The organism is Streptomyces sp. MJM8645 (genome assembly GCF_001625365.1).
GTDB lineage: Bacteria > Actinomycetota > Actinomycetes > Streptomycetales > Streptomycetaceae > Kitasatospora.
Map to the genome: position 1 here is coordinate 2,084,484 of NZ_LJJF01000001.1, position 21,544 is coordinate 2,106,027.

The 21,544-nt window shown below is 73.3% G+C and carries 20 protein-coding genes and 1 pseudogene; 13 read left to right on the plus strand and 8 right to left on the minus strand.

Annotation, left to right across the window (positions count from 1 at the left end; translation table 11 throughout):
• Positions 1–209: 209 nt before the first annotated feature.
• The gene (locus A6F73_RS08910) at positions 210–1,610 is read left to right on the plus strand and encodes an aminotransferase class V-fold PLP-dependent enzyme (RefSeq protein WP_063351057.1); all 1,401 of its coding nucleotides are present in this window, start codon (positions 210–212) and stop codon (positions 1,608–1,610) included.
• On the opposite strand, the gene A6F73_RS08915 is transcribed toward A6F73_RS08910, so the two are convergent.
• Positions 1,603–2,580: a carbohydrate kinase family protein gene (locus A6F73_RS08915; RefSeq protein ID WP_063347293.1), complete on the minus strand. Its 978-nt coding sequence runs from the start codon at positions 2,578–2,580 to the stop codon at positions 1,603–1,605. The two genes, A6F73_RS08910 and A6F73_RS08915, sit on opposite strands and share 8 nt — an antisense overlap.
• A gap of 280 nt (positions 2,581–2,860) precedes the next feature.
• Between A6F73_RS08915 and A6F73_RS08920 the strand changes: the two genes are divergently transcribed.
• On the plus strand, positions 2,861–3,070 hold the full coding sequence (locus A6F73_RS08920) for a hypothetical protein (protein WP_063347294.1): 210 nt from the start codon (positions 2,861–2,863) through the stop codon (positions 3,068–3,070).
• 113 nt (positions 3,071–3,183) lie between these two features.
• Entirely contained in the window at positions 3,184–3,891 is a 708-nt protein-coding gene (locus A6F73_RS43935; protein ID WP_063347295.1) for a hypothetical protein, read from the plus strand.
• Between the two features lie 117 nt (positions 3,892–4,008).
• Here the strand turns inward: A6F73_RS43935 and erpA are convergent, their stop codons facing one another.
• Complete coding sequence (gene erpA, locus A6F73_RS08930) at positions 4,009–4,362, minus strand: iron-sulfur cluster insertion protein ErpA (protein WP_030391519.1); 354 nt, start codon at positions 4,360–4,362, stop codon at positions 4,009–4,011.
• A 246-nt stretch (positions 4,363–4,608) separates the two neighbouring features.
• On the opposite strand from erpA, the gene A6F73_RS08935 reads away from it, so the two are divergent.
• Complete coding sequence (locus A6F73_RS08935) at positions 4,609–5,469, plus strand: GNAT family N-acetyltransferase (protein ID WP_063347296.1); 861 nt, start codon at positions 4,609–4,611, stop codon at positions 5,467–5,469.
• 99 nt (positions 5,470–5,568) lie between these two features.
• Here A6F73_RS08935 and A6F73_RS08940 read toward each other — a convergent pair whose 3' ends face one another.
• The 3 genes from A6F73_RS08940 to A6F73_RS08950 form a co-directional block, all read right to left on the minus strand.
• Positions 5,569–6,936, minus strand: coding sequence for a pyridoxal-dependent decarboxylase (locus tag A6F73_RS08940; protein WP_244293334.1), 1,368 nt, complete (start codon positions 6,934–6,936; stop codon positions 5,569–5,571).
• A gap of 203 nt (positions 6,937–7,139) precedes the next feature.
• Positions 7,140–7,604, minus strand: a complete 465-nt coding sequence (locus tag A6F73_RS08945; RefSeq protein WP_063347298.1) for an Lrp/AsnC family transcriptional regulator — start codon at positions 7,602–7,604, stop codon at positions 7,140–7,142.
• Between the two features lie 181 nt (positions 7,605–7,785).
• Complete coding sequence (locus tag A6F73_RS08950) at positions 7,786–8,709, minus strand: NADP-dependent oxidoreductase (protein WP_063347299.1); 924 nt, start codon at positions 8,707–8,709, stop codon at positions 7,786–7,788.
• Between the two features lie 232 nt (positions 8,710–8,941).
• Between A6F73_RS08950 and nadA the strand changes: the two genes are divergently transcribed.
• Positions 8,942–10,114, plus strand: a complete 1,173-nt coding sequence (nadA, locus tag A6F73_RS08955) for a quinolinate synthase NadA (protein WP_063351058.1) — start codon at positions 8,942–8,944, stop codon at positions 10,112–10,114.
• 96 nt (positions 10,115–10,210) lie between these two features.
• Here nadA and A6F73_RS08960 read toward each other — a convergent pair whose 3' ends face one another.
• The gene (locus A6F73_RS08960) at positions 10,211–10,504 is read right to left on the minus strand and encodes a hypothetical protein (protein WP_063347300.1); all 294 of its coding nucleotides are present in this window, start codon (positions 10,502–10,504) and stop codon (positions 10,211–10,213) included.
• Between the two features lie 37 nt (positions 10,505–10,541).
• Positions 10,542–11,345: a PspA/IM30 family protein gene (locus tag A6F73_RS08965; protein ID WP_079135541.1), complete on the minus strand. Its 804-nt coding sequence runs from the start codon at positions 11,343–11,345 to the stop codon at positions 10,542–10,544.
• 299 nt (positions 11,346–11,644) lie between these two features.
• Here A6F73_RS08965 and A6F73_RS08970 point away from each other — a divergent pair, with 299 nt between their 5' ends.
• Together A6F73_RS08970 and A6F73_RS08975 are read left to right on the plus strand one after the other, a co-directional pair.
• The gene (locus A6F73_RS08970; RefSeq protein WP_063347302.1) at positions 11,645–12,235 is read left to right on the plus strand and encodes a DUF3043 domain-containing protein; all 591 of its coding nucleotides are present in this window, start codon (positions 11,645–11,647) and stop codon (positions 12,233–12,235) included.
• A 158-nt stretch (positions 12,236–12,393) separates the two neighbouring features.
• Positions 12,394–13,134, plus strand: a complete 741-nt coding sequence (locus tag A6F73_RS08975; protein WP_107453016.1) for a class I SAM-dependent methyltransferase — start codon at positions 12,394–12,396, stop codon at positions 13,132–13,134.
• Between the two features lie 17 nt (positions 13,135–13,151).
• Here A6F73_RS08975 and A6F73_RS08980 read toward each other — a convergent pair whose 3' ends face one another.
• Complete coding sequence (locus A6F73_RS08980) at positions 13,152–13,352, minus strand: hypothetical protein (RefSeq protein WP_063347303.1); 201 nt, start codon at positions 13,350–13,352, stop codon at positions 13,152–13,154.
• Positions 13,353–13,487: 135 nt separating this feature from the next.
• Here A6F73_RS08980 and cobU point away from each other — a divergent pair.
• From cobU to sucB, 6 genes and pseudogenes are all read left to right on the plus strand, one after another.
• A pseudogene (gene cobU, locus A6F73_RS08985) lies at positions 13,488–14,042 on the plus strand (bifunctional adenosylcobinamide kinase/adenosylcobinamide-phosphate guanylyltransferase); the annotation flags it as partial.
• A gap of 28 nt (positions 14,043–14,070) precedes the next feature.
• Positions 14,071–15,186, plus strand: coding sequence for a nicotinate-nucleotide--dimethylbenzimidazole phosphoribosyltransferase (locus tag A6F73_RS08990; RefSeq protein ID WP_063347305.1), 1,116 nt, complete (start codon positions 14,071–14,073; stop codon positions 15,184–15,186).
• A gap of 87 nt (positions 15,187–15,273) precedes the next feature.
• Positions 15,274–16,053 carry an adenosylcobinamide-GDP ribazoletransferase gene (locus A6F73_RS08995; RefSeq protein ID WP_063347306.1) on the plus strand — a complete coding sequence of 260 codons (780 nt, stop codon included), beginning with the start codon at positions 15,274–15,276 and terminating at the stop codon, positions 16,051–16,053.
• 260 nt (positions 16,054–16,313) lie between these two features.
• Entirely contained in the window at positions 16,314–17,819 is a 1,506-nt protein-coding gene (locus A6F73_RS09000; RefSeq protein ID WP_063347307.1) for a leucyl aminopeptidase, read from the plus strand.
• 466 nt (positions 17,820–18,285) lie between these two features.
• Complete coding sequence (gene lpdA, locus A6F73_RS09005) at positions 18,286–19,674, plus strand: dihydrolipoyl dehydrogenase (RefSeq protein ID WP_063347308.1); 1,389 nt, start codon at positions 18,286–18,288, stop codon at positions 19,672–19,674.
• Positions 19,675–19,730: 56 nt separating this feature from the next.
• Positions 19,731–21,506, plus strand: coding sequence for a 2-oxoglutarate dehydrogenase, E2 component, dihydrolipoamide succinyltransferase (gene sucB / locus A6F73_RS09010; RefSeq protein ID WP_063347309.1), 1,776 nt, complete (start codon positions 19,731–19,733; stop codon positions 21,504–21,506).
• Positions 21,507–21,544: the final 38 nt, after the last annotated feature.

The window sequence follows — 21,544 nt, forward strand, 5'->3', positions numbered from 1 at the left end:
CCCGGTCGCCCGATCAGGCCCGGCAGGGGCTGCGTCGCAGGTCATCGTAGGCATTCGAGGTCCTTACGCCCGATCGGGGGATGACCTCGAACTACGCGGGTGACGGTCCGTCGGACGCGGACGAAGCGGACATTCGGGGTGATCGACTGACGGCCGGTAAGCGATGTCGTCGGACCGGAACGGCTCCGGGTGTGTCGTTAAATGTGACCGTGTACTTCGACGCGGCCTCGACGGCCCCTCTGCACCCCGTCGCACGGCAGGCGCTGACCGCCGCCCTGGACGAGGGCTGGGCCGATCCGGCCCGGCTGTACCGCTCCGGCCGGCAGGCCCGGATGCTGCTGGACGCCGCCCGCGAGACGGTGGCCGAGGCCCTGGGCGCCCGGGCGGACGAGATCTCCTTCACCGCTAGCGGGACGCAGGCGGTGCAACTCGGCATGCTGGGCGCGCTGGCCGGCCACCGGCGGCGCGGCGGCCACCTGGTGCACTCGGCGGTCGAGCACTCCAGCGTGCTGCACGTCGCCGAGCGTCAGGAGGCGGGCGGGGGCACCGTCTCGGTGGCGCCGGTGGACCGCGCCGGACGGGTCGACCCGGACGTGTTCGCCGCGCTGCTGCGCGCGGACACCGCGCTGGCCGTCCTGCAGAGCGCCAACCACGAGGTGGGGACGGTCCAGCCGGTCGGCGAGGTCGCCGGACACTGCCGCGAGGCCGGTGTCCCGCTGCTGGTCGACGCCGCGCAGAGCGTCGGGCGGATGGACGTCCCGGCGGGCTGGTCGCTGCTGACCGCCAGCGCGCACAAGTGGGGCGGGCCGCCCGGCGTCGGGGTGCTGGCGGTGCGCAAGGGCGTCCGGTACGCCTCGCCGCTGCCGGCCGACGAACGCGAGGGCGGGCGGGTGCCCGGCTACGTCAACGTCCCGGCGATCGTCGCCGCGGCCGCCTCGCTGCGGGCCGTCCGGGCCGAGGCCGCGCGGGAGAACGCCCGGCTCCACGCGCTGGTGGAGCGCATCCGGGCCCGGGTGCCGCAGCTGGTGCCCGAGGTGGAGGTGGTCGGCGACCCGGTGCGGCGGCTGCCGCACATCGTCACCTTCTCCTGCCTGTACGTGGACGGCGAGGTGCTGCTCACCGAACTGGACCGGGCGGGCTTCGCGGTCTCCTCCGGCTCCTCCTGCACCTCCTCCACCCTGACGCCGAGCCATGTGCTGGCCGCGATGGGGGTGCTCACCGAGGGGAACGTCCGGGTCTCGCTGCCGCCCGGGACGGCCGAGGCCGACGTCGAACGCTTCCTCACCGTGCTGCCGGAGCTGGTCGCTGGCGTCCGGGCGCCGCTCGGGCTGGACCTGCCGGCCCCGGAGCCGGAGCCGGCGGCCGGGCCCCTGCTGGTGATCGACGCGCTGGGCAAGCGCTGCCCGCTGCCGGTGATCGAGCTGGCGAAGCGGATCGGCGAGGTGCCGGAGGGCGGCACGGTCGCCGTGCTCGCGGACGACGAGGCGGCCCGGCTGGACATCCCGGCCTGGTGCGGGATGCGCGGTCAGGAGTACGCGGGCGAGGCCCCGGCCGCCGACTACGGCGGCGACCGGGGCTCGGCCTACCTCGTCGTCCGGCGGACTACTTGACCAGGTGCGCGCGGACGTCCGCGGCGGCCTCGGCGCCGTAGGCGTCCTCGAAGCGCTTCAGGAAGGCGGTCGGGCGCAGCTCGTACTCCTGGGTGCCGACGGTCTCGATCACCAGGGTGGCGAGCATGCAGCCGAGCTGGGCGGCGCGCTCCAGGTCGAGCTGCCAGGACAGGCCGGTCAGGAAGCCGGCCCGGAAGGCGTCGCCGACGCCGGTCGGGTCGACCTTCGCCTCCTCGGCGGCGCAGCCGACCAGGATCGCCGCCTCGCCCTTGCGCTCGATCCGCACGCCCTTGCTGCCCAGGGTGGTGATCCGGGTGCCGACCCGGGTGAGGATCTCCTCGGCGTCCCAGCCGGTCTTGCTCTCGATCAGCGCGGCCTCGTACTCGTTGGTGAAGAGGTACGCGGCGCCGTCGACGATGTCGCGGATGTCGTCGCCGTCCAGGCGGGCCAGCTGCTGGGAGGGGTCGGCGGCGAAGGCGAAGCCCCGGGTGCGGCACTCCTGGGTGTGGCGCACCATGCCCTGCGGGTCGTCGGCACCGATCAGGACGAGGTCGAGGCCGCCGACGCGGTCGGCGATCGGCTTGAGCTCGATGTTGCGGGCCTCCGCCATGGCACCGGTGTAGAACGAGGCGATCTGGTTGTGGTCCTCGTCCGTGGTGCACATGAAGCGGGCGGTGTGCCGGGTCTCGGAGATGTGGACGGAGTTGCAGTCCACGTTGTTGCGCTCCAGCCAGCTGCGGTACTCGGCGAAGTCCGCGCCGGCCGCGCCGACCAGGATCGGGCGGAGCCCGAGCACGCCCATGCCGAACGCGATGTTCGGCGCGACTCCGCCGCGGCGGATGTCCAGGGTGTCGACCAGGAAGGACAGCGACACGGTGTGCAGCTGCTCGGCGACGAGCTGGTCGGCGAACCGACCGGGGAACGTCATCAGGTGGTCGGTGGCGATCGAGCCGGCGACGGCGATACGCACGGGAGGTCTCCTCAGGATGGCTGCGGGGCCAACGGGCAAGCACGGGTGAACCCACACACGGTACCGGGCTCGGGGCGGGCGGCAGCAAGACCGCCGCAATCCGCCGGCCCGCAGTGCCATCGTGGCACCCGTCACCGTCGAACGTGTACTACCTCCGGGTAGCACTGGTGGGTGGGCCGAACCCCGGCCTAGGGTCGGCAGCAGGGGCCCTGCCGAGCCGGGCGGGCCCCGTCGTCGACCGTGGCAGTGCGGCCACGGCCATGGATCGGAGCGATGCTCGATGATGCCCAGCCACGCCCCGCTGTCCGCCCTCCGGACCGAAGCCGACGGCGAGAGCCTCGACGCGCTGGTGAGTTCGTCCCGGCGGCTGCGCCGGTTCTGGCCGCTGCTGGCGACCGGTCCCGAGCCGGCCGCGCCCGCCCGGGAGGGGTTCCGGGTGCCGTCCGACGCGCAGCGGCTGGTCGCCGGGATGGCCGAGTACGACATGTGACCCGGCGCCCGCCCCGGCCCGGGGCGGGTGGAACCGGATCCGACCGGGTCACGTCACATCCGCGCGGAGCGGCCGAGCGGGCGGCACCGCTGAGCCCTCGGGAGGATGTGCAGATGGACCTGGAGACGATGCCCCGGCGCGGTCGGCGGGCGGTGGCCCTGGCGGGCCTGGCGCTGGCGGCGGTGGTGACGGTGGCCGGGTGCAACGGGGACGGCAAGACCTCCTCGGACGCGGCGGCGGGCGGCGTGGCCACGACCTCGGCGGGCGCGAGCGCCTCCCCGGAGGCCCCGGCGTCCTCCGGCGCCCCGTCCGCGCCGGCTCCGACGGCTCCGGCGGCGAGCCCGTCGGCCACGTCGGACCAGCCCGGCCAGACACCGCCGACCAAGTGGGCCCCCACCCCGGCCTCGCCCGCCCCTGGGCAGCCGTCGACGGCAGGCTCCGGGGGCACTCCCCCGGGCCCCGGGATCGCGGTGGGCGAGCCCGACCCGGCCGGGTCGGGGGCGCGCCCGGCGGTCTCCTACCGGGTGGACGGCAGCAACGGGCTGACCGTCTACTTCTTCGGCGGGGTCTGCCAGAAGTACGCGCTGAAGGCGGACGAGTCGCACCCCGGCCGGGTGGACGTCAGGATCGTGGTGGCGGCGCCGGTGCAGCCCGGGCAGGTCTGCAACGCGCTGGCCAAGCGGCAGTCGGTGACCGCCGATCTGCGCTCGCCACTGGCCGGGCGGACGGTGACCGACCAGTCGAGCGGCCAGAACGTGCCGCTGGAGGCCGATCCGCACATGGGGCCGGACCCGGTCACTCCGGACGTCGCCGGCCAGTAGCCGCGACGACCCAGTAGCCGCGACAACGGTGTGGAACGCGGAGGCGGCCCCGGGGATGATCCCCGGGGCCGCCTCCGTACCGCGGCTCGAACGAGCGTCGAGCGGTGCTGCTTAGGCCTAGCTGAACGAGTCGCCGCAGGCGCAGGAGCCGGTGGCGTTCGGGTTGTCGATCGTGAAGCCCTGCTTCTCGATGGTGTCGACGAAGTCGACGGTGGCGCCGCCCAGGTACGGGGCGCTCATCCGGTCGGTGACGACCTTGACACCGTCGAAGTCCTTGAGCACGTCGCCGTCGAGCGAGCGCTCGTCGAAGAACAGCTGGTAACGCAGGCCGGAGCAGCCACCGGGCTGGACGGCGACGCGAAGTGCGAGGTCGTCGCGGCCCTCCTGCTCCAGCAGGCCCTTGACCTTGGCCGCGGCGGCATCGGTAAGGAGGATGCCACTCTCGACGGTGGTCTCGTCCTGGACGGTCATCTGCTTTCTCCCGGTCTTTGACGACGGTTTGCCCACAGTGCCAACCAACGGCCGTCCGGATTCATTTCCCGAACGGCGATTGTCTTCGTCGGCTTGCTGGTGGCGGAATTTCCGTGGGCCGGGTGTGCCACCCGTGTCCCCTACGCTCCCCATGCTCGCACAACCCGGGAGGGCGGGTCACCGCCCGAGCCGCGGAATCCGGGGAACCGGCCCCGAGCCGGGCCGGCGGACGCCAGGATGGTGGCCATGATCCTGCGCCAGGTCAGGGACACCGCCGCCGACGCGGAGGCCGTCCAGGAGCTCTCCCTCGCCGCGTTCGCCGATCCGGCCCTGCCCGGTCCGGCGGCCGTGCCGACCCCGCTGCAGCTGGCCCGGACGAGACATCTGGCGCGCACCGATCCGGCGGGCTGCTGGCTGGCGGAGAGCGGCGGGGAGCCGGTCGGCGCGGTGCTGTCGATGCGCCGGGAGGGCCTGTGGGCGCCGTCCCTGTTCGCGGTCCGGCCGCAGGCGCAGGGCAAGGGCGTCGGGCGGCTGCTGCTGGAACGGGCGGCGGCGCACTCGCGGGGCTGCCTGCGCGGGATGGTCTGCGCGTCGGCGTCCCCGGCGGCGGTCCGCCGCTACCGGCTGGCCGGGTTCACCCTGCACCCGGCGATGCGGCTGACTGGGCGGGTGGACCGGGCCGGGCTGCTCGACCCGGGGGACATCCCGGTGCACCGGGGCGGCGCCGTCCACCGGCACCTGCTGGACTCGGTGGACCGGCGGCTGCGCGGGTCCGCGCACGGCCCGGACCACGAGCTGATGCTGGGCCACTTCGAGGAACTGCTGATCGCCGACGCGCTGGCCGGCAGCGGCTACTGCTACCGGGACGGCGGCGAGGTGAAGCTGCTGGCGGCCACCACCAAGCGGATCGCCGCCCGGCTGCTGCGCGAGGCGCTGGCCCGGGTGCCGGACGGGGTCGAGGCGCGGGTGGAGTTCCTGACCGCCGAGCAGGAGTGGGCGCTGGACGTCGGCCTGGAGGTGGGGCTGACCCCGCAGAGCCGGGGCTTCGTCGGGCTGCGCGGGATGCGGCCGCCGGCGCCGTACCTGCCGAGCGGCGCCTTCCTGTGAACAACGGGACGACGGGACGACGGGACGATCGGACGACGGGACGACGTGGCCCCCGCCGGCTGCCTGCTCCGACGGGGGCCACGGGTCACCGGGGGCCGATCAGGCCATGGTGTCCAGGATCTCCCGGACCATGTCCATCGTCGTGCCCGGGTGCAGGAAGGCGAAGCGGGCGACCGTCTCGCCGTCCCAGCCGGTGGGGGTGACGAAGCCGATCTGGTCCGCGAGCAGCTGCTGCGACCAGCGGTAGTAGTCCTCGTTGGTCCAGCCCTTGCGCTTGAAGCAGACGGCCGAGAGCTGCGGGTCGAACAGCAGCTCCAGGTGGTCGGTGTCGCGGATGAGCTGGGCGGTGTCCCGGGCGAGCGTGAGGCCGGCCTCGATGGCGTCGGTGTAGGCCTGGGTGCCGTGGACGGCGAGGGAGAACCACAGCGGCAGGCCGCGGGCGCGCCGGGTGAGGTGGTAGGCGTAGTCGGTGGGGTTCCACTCGTCGCCCTCGGTGTGCAGGACGTCGAGGTAGGAGGCGTCCTGGGTGTGCACGGCCCGGGCGAGCTGCGGGTTGCGGTAGATCAGCGCGGCGCAGTCGAAGGGGGCGAACAGCCACTTGTGCGGGTCGACGACGAAGGAGTCGGCGTGCTCGATGCCGTTGTAGCGCTCGCGCACCGAGGGGGCGAACAGGCCCGCGCCGCCGTAGGCGCCGTCGACGTGGAACCACAGGTCCCGCTCGCGGGCGACCTCGGCCAGGCCCTTGAGGTCGTCGACGATGCCCTCGTTGGTCGTCCCGGCCGTGCCCACGACCGCGATGACGGTCTCCGGGTTCGGGTCGGCGGCCAGCGCGGCGCGCAGCGCCTCGCCGGTGAACCGGCGGTTCACGGTGGGGACCTTGAAGGCCTCGACGCCGATGATGTTGAAGGTGTTCTTGACCGAGGAGTGGACCTGGTCGGCGACGGCGATCCGCAGCCGCGCCTCCGGCCCGACGCCCAGCTTGCGGCGGGCGGTGTCGCGGGCGACGACGAGGGCGGAGAGGTTGCCCGCGGAGCCGCCGGAGACGAAGGTGCCGCCGGCCGAGGCGGGCAGGCCGGCGCGGTCGGCGATCAGGCGCAGCACCTGGTTCTCGGCGGCGATCGCGCCGGCCGCCTCCAGCCAGGAGATGCCTTGCAGGGACGCGCAGGAGACCACCATGTCGAAGAGCAGCGCGGCCTTGGTCGGGGCGCACGGGATGAACGACAGGTAGCGCGGGCTGTCGGCGGAGATCACCGCGCGGGACAGCTCGTGGTCGTAGAGCTTGAGCACGTCGGCGGGGGCGTTGCCGTCCGCGTTCAGCAGACCGGCCAACTGGGCGCGCAGGTGCTCGCCGTCACCGGGGTGGTCGAGCGGGACGGGGTCGTACTGCAGCCGGTCCCGCATGTAGTCGAAAACCAGGTCGACCAGTTCGTTGTCGGGCCGGTGCATGCGGTCGGGGGCTGCGGACACGGCTGTCCCTCTCGGCTGTGGGGTGTCGGGGGATGCCCGGTCGGCGGGGCGGTTCACCGCGTGGACCGGACGTGATCAGCGTAGGCAGCGGGAGGGGTTCGCCGCGCGTCGGAACCCGGCTGGTCAGGCAGCTTTCGGGCGTCTTCGGGTCGGTCCGCGCAGGATTCCTGCGCACCGGCCGGAGGGGGCCGGACGGGGGAGCCTCAACCGATGAGCTGGGAGAGGACGACCGAGGAGCGGCTGCGCTGGACGCCGGGCTCGCGGCGGATGCGCTCGATGACGGCCTCCAGGTGGCGCATGTCGGCGGCGCGCAGGTGGACCAGGGCGTCCGGGTCGCCGGTGACCGTCCAGGCGGCGATCACCTCGGGGAACTGGCGCAGGCTGGCGAGGATCTCCTCGGGGGCGGTCCGCTCGCGACAATAAACCTCGACGAAGGCCTCGGTCTGCCAGCCGAGCACCGACGGGTCGAGCACCACGGTGAAGCCCCGCACCACGCCGCGCGCCCGCAGCCGGTCGATCCGGCGGCGCACGGCGGTGGCCGAGAGGTTGACCTGGAGGCCGATCTCGGCGTACGAGGCGCGGCCGTCGCGGCCGAGCCGGGCGAGCAGGAGCCGGTCGGTCTCGTCCAGGTCGGCCCCGACCACCTCGTGCGCTCGGCTGCTGGTCATCGGTGCGGGGCTCCACGGGTCGTACGGGTCGGTTGCGGCCTCGGGCGGCGGCCCTCGGACGGAGGGCGGTAGGGGCGGCTGCCGAAACGGTTCGCCAACCATTCTGGCGGATGTCAGGAGCGAGTTCACCGCTCGCAGATGACGGCCGGTGGTCCGCCGCCGGTCGGCAGCCGGTCCGCCGTCAGTCGGCCAGCAGGACGATCTTGCCCCGGGTGCGGCCCTCGGCGCTGAGCGCCTGGGCGGAGGCCGCCTGGGCGAGCGGGAAGGTGGAGGCGACGGTGACGGTCAGCCGGCCGTCGTCGGCCAGCGCGGCCAGTTCGGCGAGGTCCGCGGCGTCCGGGCGGACCCAGACGTAGTGGCCGCCGAGGGCCTTCACCCCGAAGTCGGTGATCGAGGCGATCCGGCTCTGGTCCGCCACCAGGCTCGCCGAGAGCGGGACGGCGCCGTGGCCGACCAGGTCGAGGGCCGCGTCGACCCCGCCCGGGGCGAGCGCCCGGACCCGGTCGGCCAGGCCCTCGCCGTAGAGCACCGGCTCGGCGCCGAGGCCGCGCAGGTAGTCGTGGTTGCGCTCGCCCGCGGTGCCGATCACCCGGGCGCCGAGGGCCCGGGCGATCTGCACGGCCAGGTGCCCGACCCCGCCGGCCGCGGCGTGCACCAGCAGGGTCTCCCCCGCCCGCAGCCGCAGCGCCTTGAGGCTCTGCAGCGCGGTGAGCCCGGCCAGCGGCAGGCCGCCGGCCTGGGCCCAGTCCAGTGCGGCCGGCTTGCGGGCGAGGGTGCGGACCGGGGCGGAGACGAGTTCGGCGTAGGTGCCGTGCTCGACGGTGTCCTTGCGGACGTAGCCGTAGACCTCGTCGCCGGGCGCGAACTCGGTGACGCCGCCGCCGACGGCGCGGACCACGCCGGCCAGGTCCCAGCCCATGACGAGCGGGAAGTGCACGTCCAGCAGGCCGTCCAGGGCGCCGTCCCGGATCTTCCAGTCCACCGGGTTCACCCCGGCCGCCCGCATCTGCACCAGGACCGAGTCCGGGCCGACCTTGGGGTCGGGCAGGTCGGTGTACTCGACGACTTCGGGGCCGCCGTAGCGGTTGATCGCGATTGCCTTCATGGCCTCAGCCATACCCGGGCCCGGCCGGATATCGATTCGGCCACGCGAGGACCACCCCAAAACGGTCATCCGGCTCCGCCGGGGGTCCGATTCGGCGAGCGGTTCTCGTCACATCGACAGGATGGCCATCGTCACTCTGACGCTAACCGGTTATCATAGATAGCGTCAGATAGACGAAAAGGCTTCAGGCTTGATCGGCCGCACAGAAGGGCACCCGCCCGTGACCACCACCATCACCGAGACCCACGGCGTCGACCCCACTCCGACGCCGCTCGCTCTGCTGCTGCTCGGCCGCGAGGCCGACCCGAACAGCGAGCGCGGCGTCGAGTGCCCCGGCGACCTCCCCCCGGCCTCCGACCCGAACCTCGTCGAGCGCGCCCGCGCCGCCAAGGCCGCGCTCGGTGACCGGGTCTTCATCCTCGGACACCACTACCAGCGCGACGAGGTGATCGAGTTCGCCGACGTCACCGGTGACTCCTTCAAGCTCGCGCGCGACGCCGCGGCCCGCCCGGAGGCCGAGTACATCGTCTTCTGCGGCGTGCACTTCATGGCCGAGTCCGCCGACATCCTGACCGGTGACGCCCAGCAGGTCGTCCTCCCGGACCTCGCGGCCGGCTGTTCGATGGCCGACATGGCCACCGCCGAGCAGGTCGCCGAGTGCTGGGACGTGCTGACCGACGCCGGCATAGCCGACGTCACCGTCCCGGTCTCGTACATGAACTCCTCCGCCGACATCAAGGCCTTCACCGGCAAGCACGGCGGCACCATCTGCACCTCCTCCAACGCCGAGCGCGCCCTGGAGTGGGCCTTCGAGCAGGGCCAGAAGGTGCTGTTCCTGCCCGACCAGCACCTCGGCCGCAACACCGCGGTGCGCGATCTGGGCCTCTCGCTGGACGACTGCGTCCTGTACAACCCGCACAAGCCGAACGGCGGCCTGACCGCCGAGCAGCTGCGGGACGCCAAGATGATCCTGTGGCGCGGCCACTGCTCGGTGCACGGCCGGTTCAGCGTGGACTCGGTGAACGACGTGCGCGCGCGGATCCCCGGCGTCACCGTGCTGGTGCACCCCGAGTGCAAGCACGAGGTCGTCTCGGCCGCCGACATGGTGGGCTCGACCGAGTACATCATCAAGGCGCTGGACGCCGCCGAGCCCGGCTCCAAGTGGGCCATCGGCACCGAGCTGAACCTGGTCCGCCGCCTGGCCAAGGCCCACCCGGACAAGGAGATCGTCTTCCTGGACCGGACGGTCTGCTTCTGCTCCACCATGAACCGGATCGACCTGCCGCACCTCGTCTGGGCGCTGGAGTCGCTGGTCGAGGGCCGGGTGCCGAACGTGATCACCGTCGACCCGGAGACCGAGAAGTACGCCAAGGCGGCGCTGGACCGGATGCTGGCCCTGCCGTAGCCGGCCCGGCCCGACCCGGCCGCCGGAACACGACGAAGGGCGGGTCCCCTCCCACCGGAGGGGACCCGCCCTTTCGTCTGGCACCGGCCGCGGCGGCTACTCGGGGTAGCCCGGGATCACACCCTCGCCGTCGGCCATCAACAGCTCGCGGACCTCGTCGATCGTCGCCTCGGCGCTCGGCAGGATCAGCTCGGACGGCGCCAGTGAATCCAGCGGCACCGGGGTGCCGAACTGCTTCACCGCGTCCAGCAGCTTGCCGTAGGCGCGACGGAAGTGCTCCTCGTCCCCCGACTCCACTGCGGTGACGAGCTCGGAGTCGAGCTCGTTGAGCAGGTTCAGGTGGTCATCGCCCACCTCGTACTGCCCCTCACCCATGACCCTCATGATCATGCCGTGCGTCTCCCTGGTTCGTGGGATGGAGCTCAGATCACTTGTTGTAGTTGATGCGCGGGGTGTCCTGCTGGGGGTGGGCCTGCGGCTGCTGCGGCTTGCCCTGCTCGATCGCGGCCGGACCGGAGGACGGGCCCCCCAGCTCGGCCTTCATCCGGGCCAGCTCCAGCTCGACGTCGGTGCCGCCGGCCACTCGCTCCAGCTCGGCCTCGATGTCGTCCTTGCGGCCGAGACCGCTCGCGTCATCGAGCGCACCGGACGCCAGCAGCTCGTCGATCGCACCGGCCCGGGCCTGCATCTGGGCCGTCTTGTCCTCGGCCCGCTGAATGGCCAGGCCGACGTCGCCCATCTCCTCCGAGATCCCGGAGAAGGACTCGGCGATGCGGGTCTGCGCCTGAGCAGCGGTGTACGTGGCCTTGATGGTCTCCTTCTTGGTGCGGAAGGCGTCCACCTTGGCCTGCAGCCGCTGGGAGGCGAGCGTGAGCTTCTCCTCCTCGCCCTGGAGGGCCTGGTACTGCGTCTCCAGGTCGGTGATCTGGGACTGCATGTTGGCCCGGCGGGTCAGCGCCTCGCGCGCGAGGTCCTCACGGCCCAGGGACAGCGCCTTGCGGCCCTGGTCCTCGTACTTCGCCGACTGCTGCTGGAGCTGGGTCAGCTGGAGTTCCAGGCGCTTGCGCGAGGTCGCGACGTCCGCGACGCCACGCCGTACCTTCTGCAGCAGTTCGAGCTGCTTCTGGTAGGAGTAGTCGAGCGTCTCTCGGGGATCCTCCGCCCGATCCAAGGCCTTGTTCGCCTTGGAGCGGAAGATCAACCCCATACGCTTCATGATTCCGTCGCTCATGGGCCTCGGGTGCCCCCTTCTCCGGCCTGCGGTCTCTATCTCGATACCAGACACGACGAGTGTATGTGCAGCGAGCCCGTCGCCGCAGTGCACCTGCCTGCTACAAGACTGCTACAGCGACCAGCGGAGTTCCTCCTCCCCCGGGTGGATCCGCCTCTCATCCCCTCCATAGTCCATCCGATTGATCCCCTACGGGAAGGGGCCGGGAAACCCCGGCGGGCGGCCGACCTCGCGGATCGATACGCGTTTGGGTCCGAGGGGACCCCGAGAAGCCGCCCGGCACCCCGTACGCTGGTGGTGTGTTCCGACGCCGTTCAGATGATGCAGCCGCCTCCGCCACCGTGCTGGAGAAGCCGGACGAGACCCGCCACCCCCAGGCCAAGAAGGGCCGGCCAACGCCCAAGCGCAGTGAGGCCGAGGCCAACCGGCGTACCCGGGTGACGGTGCCCAAGGACCGCAAGGAGGCCGCCCGCCAGGCCCGCGAGCGGATGCGCTCCGAGCGCGAGAAGCAGCGCACCGCGCTGATGGAGGGCGACGAGCGCCACCTGCCGGCCCGCGACAAGGGCCCGGTGCGCAAGTTCGCCCGCGACTACGTGGACGCCCGCTGGTCGCTCGCCGAGTTCTTCCTGCCCGCCGCCGTGGTCATCCTGGTGCTGAGCATCATCAAGGTGCCCGCCATCCAGCTGCTGTCCACGCTGCTGTTCCTGCTGTTCTTCGTGCTGGTGATCCTGGACTTCGTCCGCCTCGGCTTCGGTCTGCGCAAGCAGTTCGCCGAGCGCTTCGCCGGCCAGAACACCCGCGGCGCGGTCGCCTACGGCCTGATGCGCATCCTGCAGATGCGCCGGCTGCGACTGCCCAAGCCGCAGGTGCGGCGCGGGGAGAAGCCCTGACCGCCGAACCGGTGGACTCCGGCTGGGCCCCGCCTTCCTGGGAGGGGCCCGGCCTGTACGCGTTGCCGGGGCAGGGGGACGGCGGCCACGACCGGATCGGCCAGGAGCGCCGGCTGCCCTCGCGCAGCGGCTCCTTCGCCGGCGGTACCGGCGCCTGGCTGGACCGGCTCGGCGGACTGCGCAACTTCGTCCGCCAGGAGCTGGTCTCCCGGCAGCTCGCCGAGCAACTGGCCGGCCGCACCGCGCAGCGCGTCCTCGACATCGGCTGCGGCCAGGGCACCCAGGCGCTGCGCCTGGCCCGGGCCGGCCACTACGTCACCGGCATCGACTCCGACCCGGTCGCGCTCGGCGTCGCCCAGGGGGCGCTCGCCGAGGAACCGCCGGAGGTCGCCGGCCGGCTGCAACTGCTCAGCGGCGACGCCCACCAGTGCGGGCGCTGGTTCGGCCCGCGCAGCTTCGACGTGGTGCTCTGCCACGGCGTCCTGATGTACCTGCCCGCCCCCGACCCGATGATCGCCTCGCTGGCCCGGCTGCTGGCCCCGGGCGGGCTGCTCTCGCTGCTGGTCCGCAACCGCGACGCGCTCGCCCTGCGGCCCGCCGCCGCCGGGGACTGGCGGGCCGCCCTGCACGCCTTCGAGAGCGACCGGTACTACAACCGGCTCGGGCTGGCCGCCCGCGCCGACCGCCTCGCCGACCTCACCGTCACCCTCTCCGAGGTGTCGGTGCCGCTGAAGCACTGGTACGGCGTACGGGTCTTCACCGACAACGCGCCCGACGACGCGGCCCCGCCGGTGGACGGGCGGCAGCTGGCCCAGCTGCTGGAGGCCGAGGACCGGGCCGGCCGCACCGACCCGTACCGGCAGGTCGCCGCGCTGCTGCACGTGGTCGGGGCCAAGTAGCGGCCCCGCGACGGCGGTTACGCCTCGTGCAGGCTCATCGAGTAGATCACCCGGTCGTCGTCCAGCAGGACCGCCGTGTCGATGCCGTCCTCGGCGAGCTGCTTCCAGGACTCCCCGATCCAGGTCTCGGCGTCCCCCTGGCCCGCGAACTCCTCCTGCGCGCCCTCCGGCACCACCGCGGTGCCGTCCGACTTCTCGTACCGCCACGTCCAGACCATGCCCGGCTCCTCCCACCGACGACGCTGCCTGCGTGCTGCGCACCTTAGCCTGCCCGGCCCGATCTTCCGTATGCCTGGCCGGACGCTCCGGATGCCCGGTCGGGCAGGATGGGCGGCATGGCGATCCACCACCCGCTCCCCCGCACGCTGCTGCTCGGCGGCGCCCGCTCCGGCAAGTCCACCCGGGCCGAGCAGCTGCTCGCCGACCACCCGGACGTCCTGTACGTGGCCACCGGCGGCACCCGGGACGGCGACGCCGAGTGGGCCCAGCGGGTCGCGCTGCACCGCGAGCGGCGGCCGGCGAGCTGGCGCACCGCCGAGACCTGCGACCTGGAGGCCGTGCTGGCCGACCGGACCGACCCGGCGCCGGTGCTGGTCGACTGCCTGGCACTGTGGCTGACCACCGTGATGGACGAGTGCGGCGCCTGGGACGACGCGGTCTGGGCGGCGGGTGGGGAGGCCGCCGTCCAGCGGCGCTGCGAGGCCCTGGCGCGGACCTGGGCGGCCACCGGGCGCACGGCCGTCGCGGTCAGCAACGAGGTCGGGATGGGCGTCGTCCCGGCGACCGCCGCAGGCCGGCGCTTCCGCGACACCCTGGGCCGGCTGAACATGGCCGTGGCGGACGCCTCCGAGCGTGTGCTGCTGGTCGTGGCCGGGCAGGTTCTGACCGTCAAGCCAGCCGCCGCCTGAACATCTGCGGCGTGTAGCCTTCCGGACGATGGACACGACCGTGGATCTCGATACGTTCTCCTCGCTCGTCGAGCGCCCCGACGAGAGCGCCCGACGGGCCGCCGAGGAACGCTGGCAGGAGGCCGGCCGGCCGCGCGGCGGGCTCGGCAAGCTGGAGGAGCTGGGCAGCTGGCTGTCGTCCGTACAGGGGCGATCCCCCGTGCGGCCGGTGTCGGCCCCCAAGGTGCTGCTGTTCGCCGCCGACCACGGCGTGGCCGCGCTCGGGGTGTCCCGGCTGCCCGCCAAGGGCGGCACCGCCGCGCGGGTGCGCGCCGTCCTGGACGGCACCGCGCCGGTCACCCGGCTGGCCCGGCGCTACGGCGCCGAGGTGCGGGTCGTCGACGTCGCGGTGGACGCCGACCCCGCCGACTTCCCGGACGACGTGGTCACCCACCGGATCCGGCGCGGCTCCGGCCGGATCGACGTCGAGGACGCGCTCACCCCCGAGGAGACCGCGCGGGCCTTCCGGGCCGGCATGGCCGTCGCCGACGAGGAGGCCGACGCCGGCACCGACCTGGTGCTGCTCGGCGACCTCGGCGTCGGCGCCACCACCGTCGCCGCCGTCCTGGTCGGCGCACTGTGCGGAACGGACGCGGCCGCCGTCACCGGGCGCGGCTCGGGCGTCGACGACCGGGTCTGGATGGTCAAGTGCGCCACCATCCGCGACTCCCTGCGGCGGGCCCGGCCCGTCCTCGGCGACCAGCTGGCGCTGCTCGGCGCCACCGGCGGGGCCGACTTCGCGGCGATCACCGGCTTCCTGCTCCAGGCCGCGGTGCGACGGCTCCCGGTGGTGCTGGACGGCGTCGTCTCGGCGGCCTGCGCGCTGGTCGCACAGCGGATCGCCTTCCGGGCGCCGGAGTGGTGGCGGGCCGGGCAGTCCAGCGGCGAGCCCGCCCAGGCCAAGGCCTACGACCGGCTCACCCTGACGCCGCTGCAGGACCAGGGGATCACCATGGGCGAGGGCCTCGGCGCGCTGCTGGCCCTGCCGCTGCTCCAGGCCGCGGGCGACGCGCTCGCGGACGAGGCCCCGCGGCCGTTCGTGCCGTCGGCACCGAAGGAGCAGCCGAAGCTGCCCTCGGCGGCGGACCTGCTGCGGCGGCTGTAGCAACCCGCGGCAACCTGTGGCACCAGGATCATGGGCGCCCCGTCCGGCACATCGGACGGGGCGCTTCCGTTCGGAGGGAAACACGTCGTGCAGGGCGCCAGTTGGGCCGAGGGGCTCCGGTTCGGGTTCGGGACGCTGTCCGTGCTGCGGGTGCGGGTGGAGCGGTGGGACCGGGCCGCGGCCGCGCGGGCGATGACCGCGGCCCCCGTGGTGGGGCTGGTGCTCGGCGCGGCGGCCGCCGGGGCGGGGTCACTGGTGGCCTGGCGGGCCGGCGGGCTGCTCGGGGCGGTGGCGGCGGTGGGGGTGCTGGCCGCGCTCACCCGGGGGCTGCACCTGGACGGTCTGGCGGACGTGGCCGACGGCCTGGGCAGCGGGAAGCCGGCCGAGGACGCGCTGCGCATCATGAAGCAGTCCGACATCGGCCCGTTCGGCGTCCTGACCCTCCTTCTCGTGCTGCTGGCCCAGATCGCCGCGCTGGCCGGACAGTTCGCCGAGTCGACCACACGCGGCGCGCTCGCGGTGCTGGCGTCGGCGGTGACCGCGCGGTGCGCGCTCGCCTGGGGCTGCCTGCGGTCGGTGCCGGCCGCCCGGCCGGGCGGCCTGGGCGCGATGGTGGCGGGCACCGTGGCACCCGCCGGAGCGGTCGCGGGGACGGCCGCCGCGGCGCTCGCCCTGGCCGCCCTCGGACTGTTTGACGGATCGTCAACCCTTCGTCTCCCCACGGCCGTTGTGCTCGGCGTCGGCTGCGCCAAGCTGCTGCTCCGGCGCTGCGTACGGCGGTTCGGCGGAATCACCGGGGACGTGCTCGGCGCGATGGCGGAAACCGCCGCGACCGCTTCGCTGTTCGCCCTGGCGTTGCTCGGCTGACACCGGGCGGCGCGTGATCCCACCATGCGGACTACCATGCGGGGAGCACCGCAGCCCTGCACCGTCGCAGGTCCTGCCCGCCCGGCCTGACCCGAGGAGCCGGGGCCTCTGGTGTGCGTGGCCGCGACCTGCGCGGGTGCGCGCGCCAGGGGGCCCGGACCCGGAGCGTGCCGGGCGGTCCGGCCTGCGACGGCGGGTTGCGCCGGTGCGGCAGCCTCGCCGCAACCGGCCGTGGACCGCGAAAGAACAGGACGCATTACGTGACTGCATTGTCTGTGAGCACCTCCTCCGCCGCCTCGCTGCGCGCGGACGCCCTGGTGGTCGGTGTCGCCAAGGGCCCCAAGGGCATCGTGCTGGCCCCCGGCTCCGAGGCCGTGAACGAGGCGTTCGAGGGCAAGCTGACCGAGGTCCTCAGCACCCTGGGCGCGACCGGCGCCGAGGGCGAGGCCGTCAAGGTGCCCTCCCCCGCCGGCCTGAAGGCCGCGCTCGTGCTCGCGGTCGGCCTCGGCGAGGCCGCCGAGGTCGGCTACCAGCTGGAGGCGCTGCGCCGCGCCGCTGGTGTCGCCGCCCGCACCCTGGCCGGCGCCAAGAAGGCCGCGCTGGCCCTGCCGGCCGAGTCCGCGGACGAGGTCGAGGCCGTCGCGCTGGGCGGCCTGCTCGGCTCGTACGCCTTCGGCACCTACAAGGCCGACGGCAGTGGCAAGGAGCCGGTCGGCGAGCTGGTCGTGCTGGCCCCCCGCAAGGGCAGCAAGGACGCCAAGGCGGCCGTGGAGCGCGCCGCCGCGGTCGGCGAGGAGATGAACCGGGCCCGTGACCTGGTCAACACCGCGCCGAACGACCTGAACCCGAAGAGCTTCGCCGCGATCGCCCAGGCGGCCGGCAAGGAGCACGGCCTCAAGGTCGAGGTGCTCGACGAGAAGGCGCTGCTCAAGGGCGGCTTCGGCGGCCTGCTGGGCGTCGGCAACGGCTCGGCCAACCCGCCGCGGCTGGTGAAGGTGGCCTACACCCACCCGAAGGCGAAGGCCACGCTGGCCTTCATCGGCAAGGGCATCACCTACGACTCGGGCGGCATCTCGCTGAAGCCGGCCGGCCACAACGAGACCATGAAGTGCGACATGGCCGGCGCCGCCGCCGTGTTCGCCGCCGTGGTGGCCGCCAAGCGCCTGGGCCTGGCCGTCAACGTGACCGGCTGGCTGGCGCTGGCCGAGAACATGCCGTCCGGCTCCGCCACCCGCCCCGGCGACGTGCTGCGCATGTACGGCGGCAAGACCGTCGAGGTGCTGAACACCGACGCCGAGGGCCGTCTGGTGCTGGCCGACGCGATCGTGCGCGCCGGCGAGGAGAACCCGGACGTCATCGTCGACGTGGCGACCCTGACCGGCGCCATGGTGCTGGCCCTGGGCAACCGCACCTTCGGCGTGATGTCCAACAACGACGAGCTGCGCGCGACCCTGCACACCGTCTCGGGCGAGGTCGGCGAGCAGTCCTGGCCGATGCCGCTGCCGGCCGAGCTGCGCAAGGGCATGACCGAGTCGACCATCGCCGACCTGGCGAACATGGGCGAGCGGATGGGCGGCGGCCTGGTGGCCGGCCTGTTCCTGAAGGAGTTCGTGGCCGAGGGCATCGACTGGGCGCACCTGGACATCGCCGGCCCGGCGTTCCACGAGAGCGCGCCGTTCGGCTACACCCCGAAGGGCGGTACCGCGAGCGCGGTGCGCACCCTGGTCCGGTTCGCCGAGCAGACCGCGGCGGGCGGCAAGGCCTGATCAGGCACCCGAGTCGACGGGGGTCCGGCGCGCGTGCGCCGGGCCCCCGTCGGCGTTCGCGCGCGGGTCAACCGTGGGTCCGCCGTGGGTCCGCTGTCGGCCCGTCGCGGGTCCGTCACGTTCCGGCGCCGGTTACCTGCGAGTAGGCCGGGACCTCGCCCCGCACCTCTGTTCGCTGCGGGCGAAACTTTGTTCCACCCTGCGGAAGACGCGGCGCCGCAGGGCCGCCCCGACGCCCGTCCGGCGGCTGTCAACCCCGCGTTGAGCTGCAATGATGCCCTTCCGTCGGGGGTATTCCCGCCCCGGTGACCGCTCTGTGGGACACCCCTGGGGTGGACCCGGACATCAGCCACCGCGAACAAGTGCGAAGATGTATTTCCGGCACGACTGGGCGCCTCACAAAGGCTTCCGACCCACCGGACCGCGACCGGCCCGGCGACCCACCCCATTGCATGGAGGACGTGACGTGGCGAACGACGCCAGCACCGTTTTCGACGTAGTCATTCTCGGAGGCGGAAGCGGCGGTTACGCCGCGGCGCTCCGCGCCGCTCAGCTGGGCCTGAGCGTCGCCCTGGTCGAGAAGGGGGAGCTGGGTGGCACCTGCCTGCACCGCGGCTGCATCCCGACCAAGGCTCTGCTGCACGCCGCCGAGATCGCGGACGAGACGAAGGAGGCCGCCGAGTTCGGCGTTCTGGCCACCTTCCAGGGCATCGACATCAACGGCGTCCACAAGTACAAGGACGACGTCGTCGCCGGCCTGTACAAGGGCCTCCAGGGCCTGGTCGCCTCCCGCAAGGTCACCTTCATCCAGGGCGCGGGCAAGCTCTCCTCGCAGACCTCGGTGGACGTCAACGGCCAGCGCATCGAGGGCCGCCACATCCTCCTGGCCACCGGCTCCGTGCCGCGCTCGATCCCGGGCCTGGAGATCGACGGCAACCGCGTGATCTCCTCGGACCACGCGCTCAAGCTCGACCGCATCCCGAAGTCGGCCGTCATCCTCGGCGGCGGCGTGATCGGCGTCGAGTTCGCCTCCGTCTGGAAGTCCTTCGGCGTCGAGGTCACCATCGTCGAGGCGCTGCCGCACCTCGTCCCGCTGGAGGACGAGAACTCCTCCAAGCTGCTGGAGCGCGCGTTCCGCAAGCGCGGCATCAAGTTCGAGCTGAAGGCCCGCTTCTCGGGCGTCGAGTACACCGAGGCCGGTGTCCGCGTCTCCACCGAGAACGGCAAGCAGATCGACGCCGACCTGCTGCTCGTCGCCATCGGCCGCGGCCCGGTCTCGTCCGGCCTCGGCTACGAGGAGAACGGCGTCGCGATGGACCGCGGCTACGTCCTGGTCGACGAGTACATGCGCACCAACGTGCCCACCATCTCGGCCGTCGGCGACCTCGCCCCGACCCTGCAGCTGGCCCACGTCGGCTTCGCCGAGGGCATCCTGGTCGCCGAGCGCCTGGCCGGCCTCAAGCCGGTGCCGATCGACTACGACGGCGTCCCGCGCGTGACCTACTCCAACCCCGAGGTGGCCTCCGTCGGCATCTCCGAGGCCAAGGCCGTCGAGCTGTACGGCAAGGAGAAGGTCGTCACCCTCAAGTACAACCTGGCCGGCAACGGCAAGAGCAAGATCCTGAAGACCGCCGGCGAGATCAAGCTCGTCCAGGTCAAGGACGGCGCCGTGGTCGGCGTCCACATGGTCGGCGCCCGCATGGGCGAGCAGGTCGGCGAAGCTCAGCTGATCTACAACTGGGAGGCCCTGCCGGCCGAGGTCGCGCAGCTCATCCACGCGCACCCGACCCAGTCCGAGGCCCTGGGCGAGGCGCACCTGGCGCTGGCCGGCAAGCCGCTGCACGCGCACGACTGATCACGCCACCACCCCCCATTTCCAGTACGCAAGACTTGATAGGAGTCGCTGAAACCATGGCGGTCTCAGTAACACTGCCCGCGCTGGGCGAGAGCGTTTCCGAGGGCACCGTCACCCGTTGGCTGAAGGCCGAGGGTGAGCGTGTCGAGGTCGACGAGCCGCTGCTCGAGGTGTCGACCGACAAGGTCGACACCGAGATCCCGTCGCCGGCCTCCGGCATCCTGGCCTCGATCAAGGTCGGCGAGGACGAGACCGTCGACGTCGGCGCCGAGCTGGCGATCATCGACGACGGCTCCGGTGCCCCGGTCGCCGCTGCGGCCCCGGTCGCCGAGGCCGCGCCCGTCGCCGCCCCGGCCCCGGTCGTGGAGGCGCCCGCCGCCCCCGCCCCGGTCGCCGCTGCCGCCCCGGCGGCTCCGGCTGCCGCTCCGGCCGCCGACGCCACCCCGGTCCTGCTGCCCGCACTGGGCGAGTCGGTCACCGAGGGCACCGTCACCCGCTGGCTGAAGGCCGAGGGTGAGACGGTCGAGGTCGACGAGCCGCTGCTCGAGGTCTCCACCGACAAGGTCGACACCGAGATCCCGTCGCCGATCGCCGGTGTCGTGGTGAAGATCCTGGTCGGCGAGGACGAGACCGCCGAGGTCGGCGCCCAGCTCGCGCTGATCGGTGCCGCGGGTGCCGTCGCCGCCGCCCCGGCCCCGGTGGCCGCTCCGGCCCCGGTCGCCGCTCCGGCCCCGGTTGCCCCGGCCCCCGTCGCTCCGGCCGCCCCGGTCGCTCCGGCTGCTCCGGCTCCGGTTGCCCCGGCTCCGGTCGCCGCCGCCCCGGCCCCGGTGGCCCCGGCCGCGCCCGCTCCGGTCGCCGCCCCGGCTCCCGTCGCCCCGGCCGCGCCGGCTGCCCCGGTGGCCGACGCCGGTGACGCCTACGTCACCCCGCTGGTGCGCAAGCTCGCCGCCGAGCACGGTGTCGAGCTGTCCTCCGTCGCCGGTACCGGCGTCGGCGGCCGCATCCGCAAGCAGGACGTCGTCGCCGCCGCGGAGGCCGCCAAGGCCGCCCCGGCCCCGGTCGCCGCCGCCGCTCCGGCCGCTGCGCCGAAGGCCGCCGCCGCGCCGTCCGCCCTGCGCGGCCAGACGGTCAAGATGACCCGCATGCGCAAGGTCATCGGCGACAACATGCTGAAGGCCCTGCACGAGCAGGCCCAGCTGACCAGCGTGGTCGAGGTGGACGTCACCAAGATCATGTCGCTGCGCGGCAAGGCCAAGGAGGGCTTCCTCGCCCGCGAGGGCGTCAAGCTGTCCCCGATGCCGTTCTTCGTCAAGGCCGCCGCCCAGGCGCTGAAGACCCACGCGGTCGTCAACGCCCGGATCAACGAGGCCGAGGGCACCATCACCTACTTCGACACCGAGAACATCGGTATCGCGGTGGACTCCGAGAAGGGTCTGATGACCCCGGTCATCAAGGGTGCGGGCGACCTCAACATCGCCGGTATCTCGAAGAAGACCGCCGAGCTGGCCACCAAGGTCCGCGACAGCAAGATCACCCCGGACGAGCTGTCCGGCGCCACCTTCACCATCAGCAACACCGGCTCGCGCGGTGCGCTGTTCGACACCGTGATCGTGCCGCCGAACCAGGTCGCCATCCTGGGCATCGGCGCCACCGTCAAGCGCCCGGTGGTCATCGAGGCCGACGGCGGCACCGCCATCGGCATCCGCGACATGACCTACCTGTCGCTCTCCTACGACCACCGCCTGGTGGACGGCGCCGACGCCGCCCGCTACCTGGTCGCGGTCAAGGAGATCCTGGAGGCCGGCGAGTTCGAGGTCGAGCTCGGCCTGTAAGGCACCACTGCAGGTCCGCGGTTTCGGCTGCACGGAGC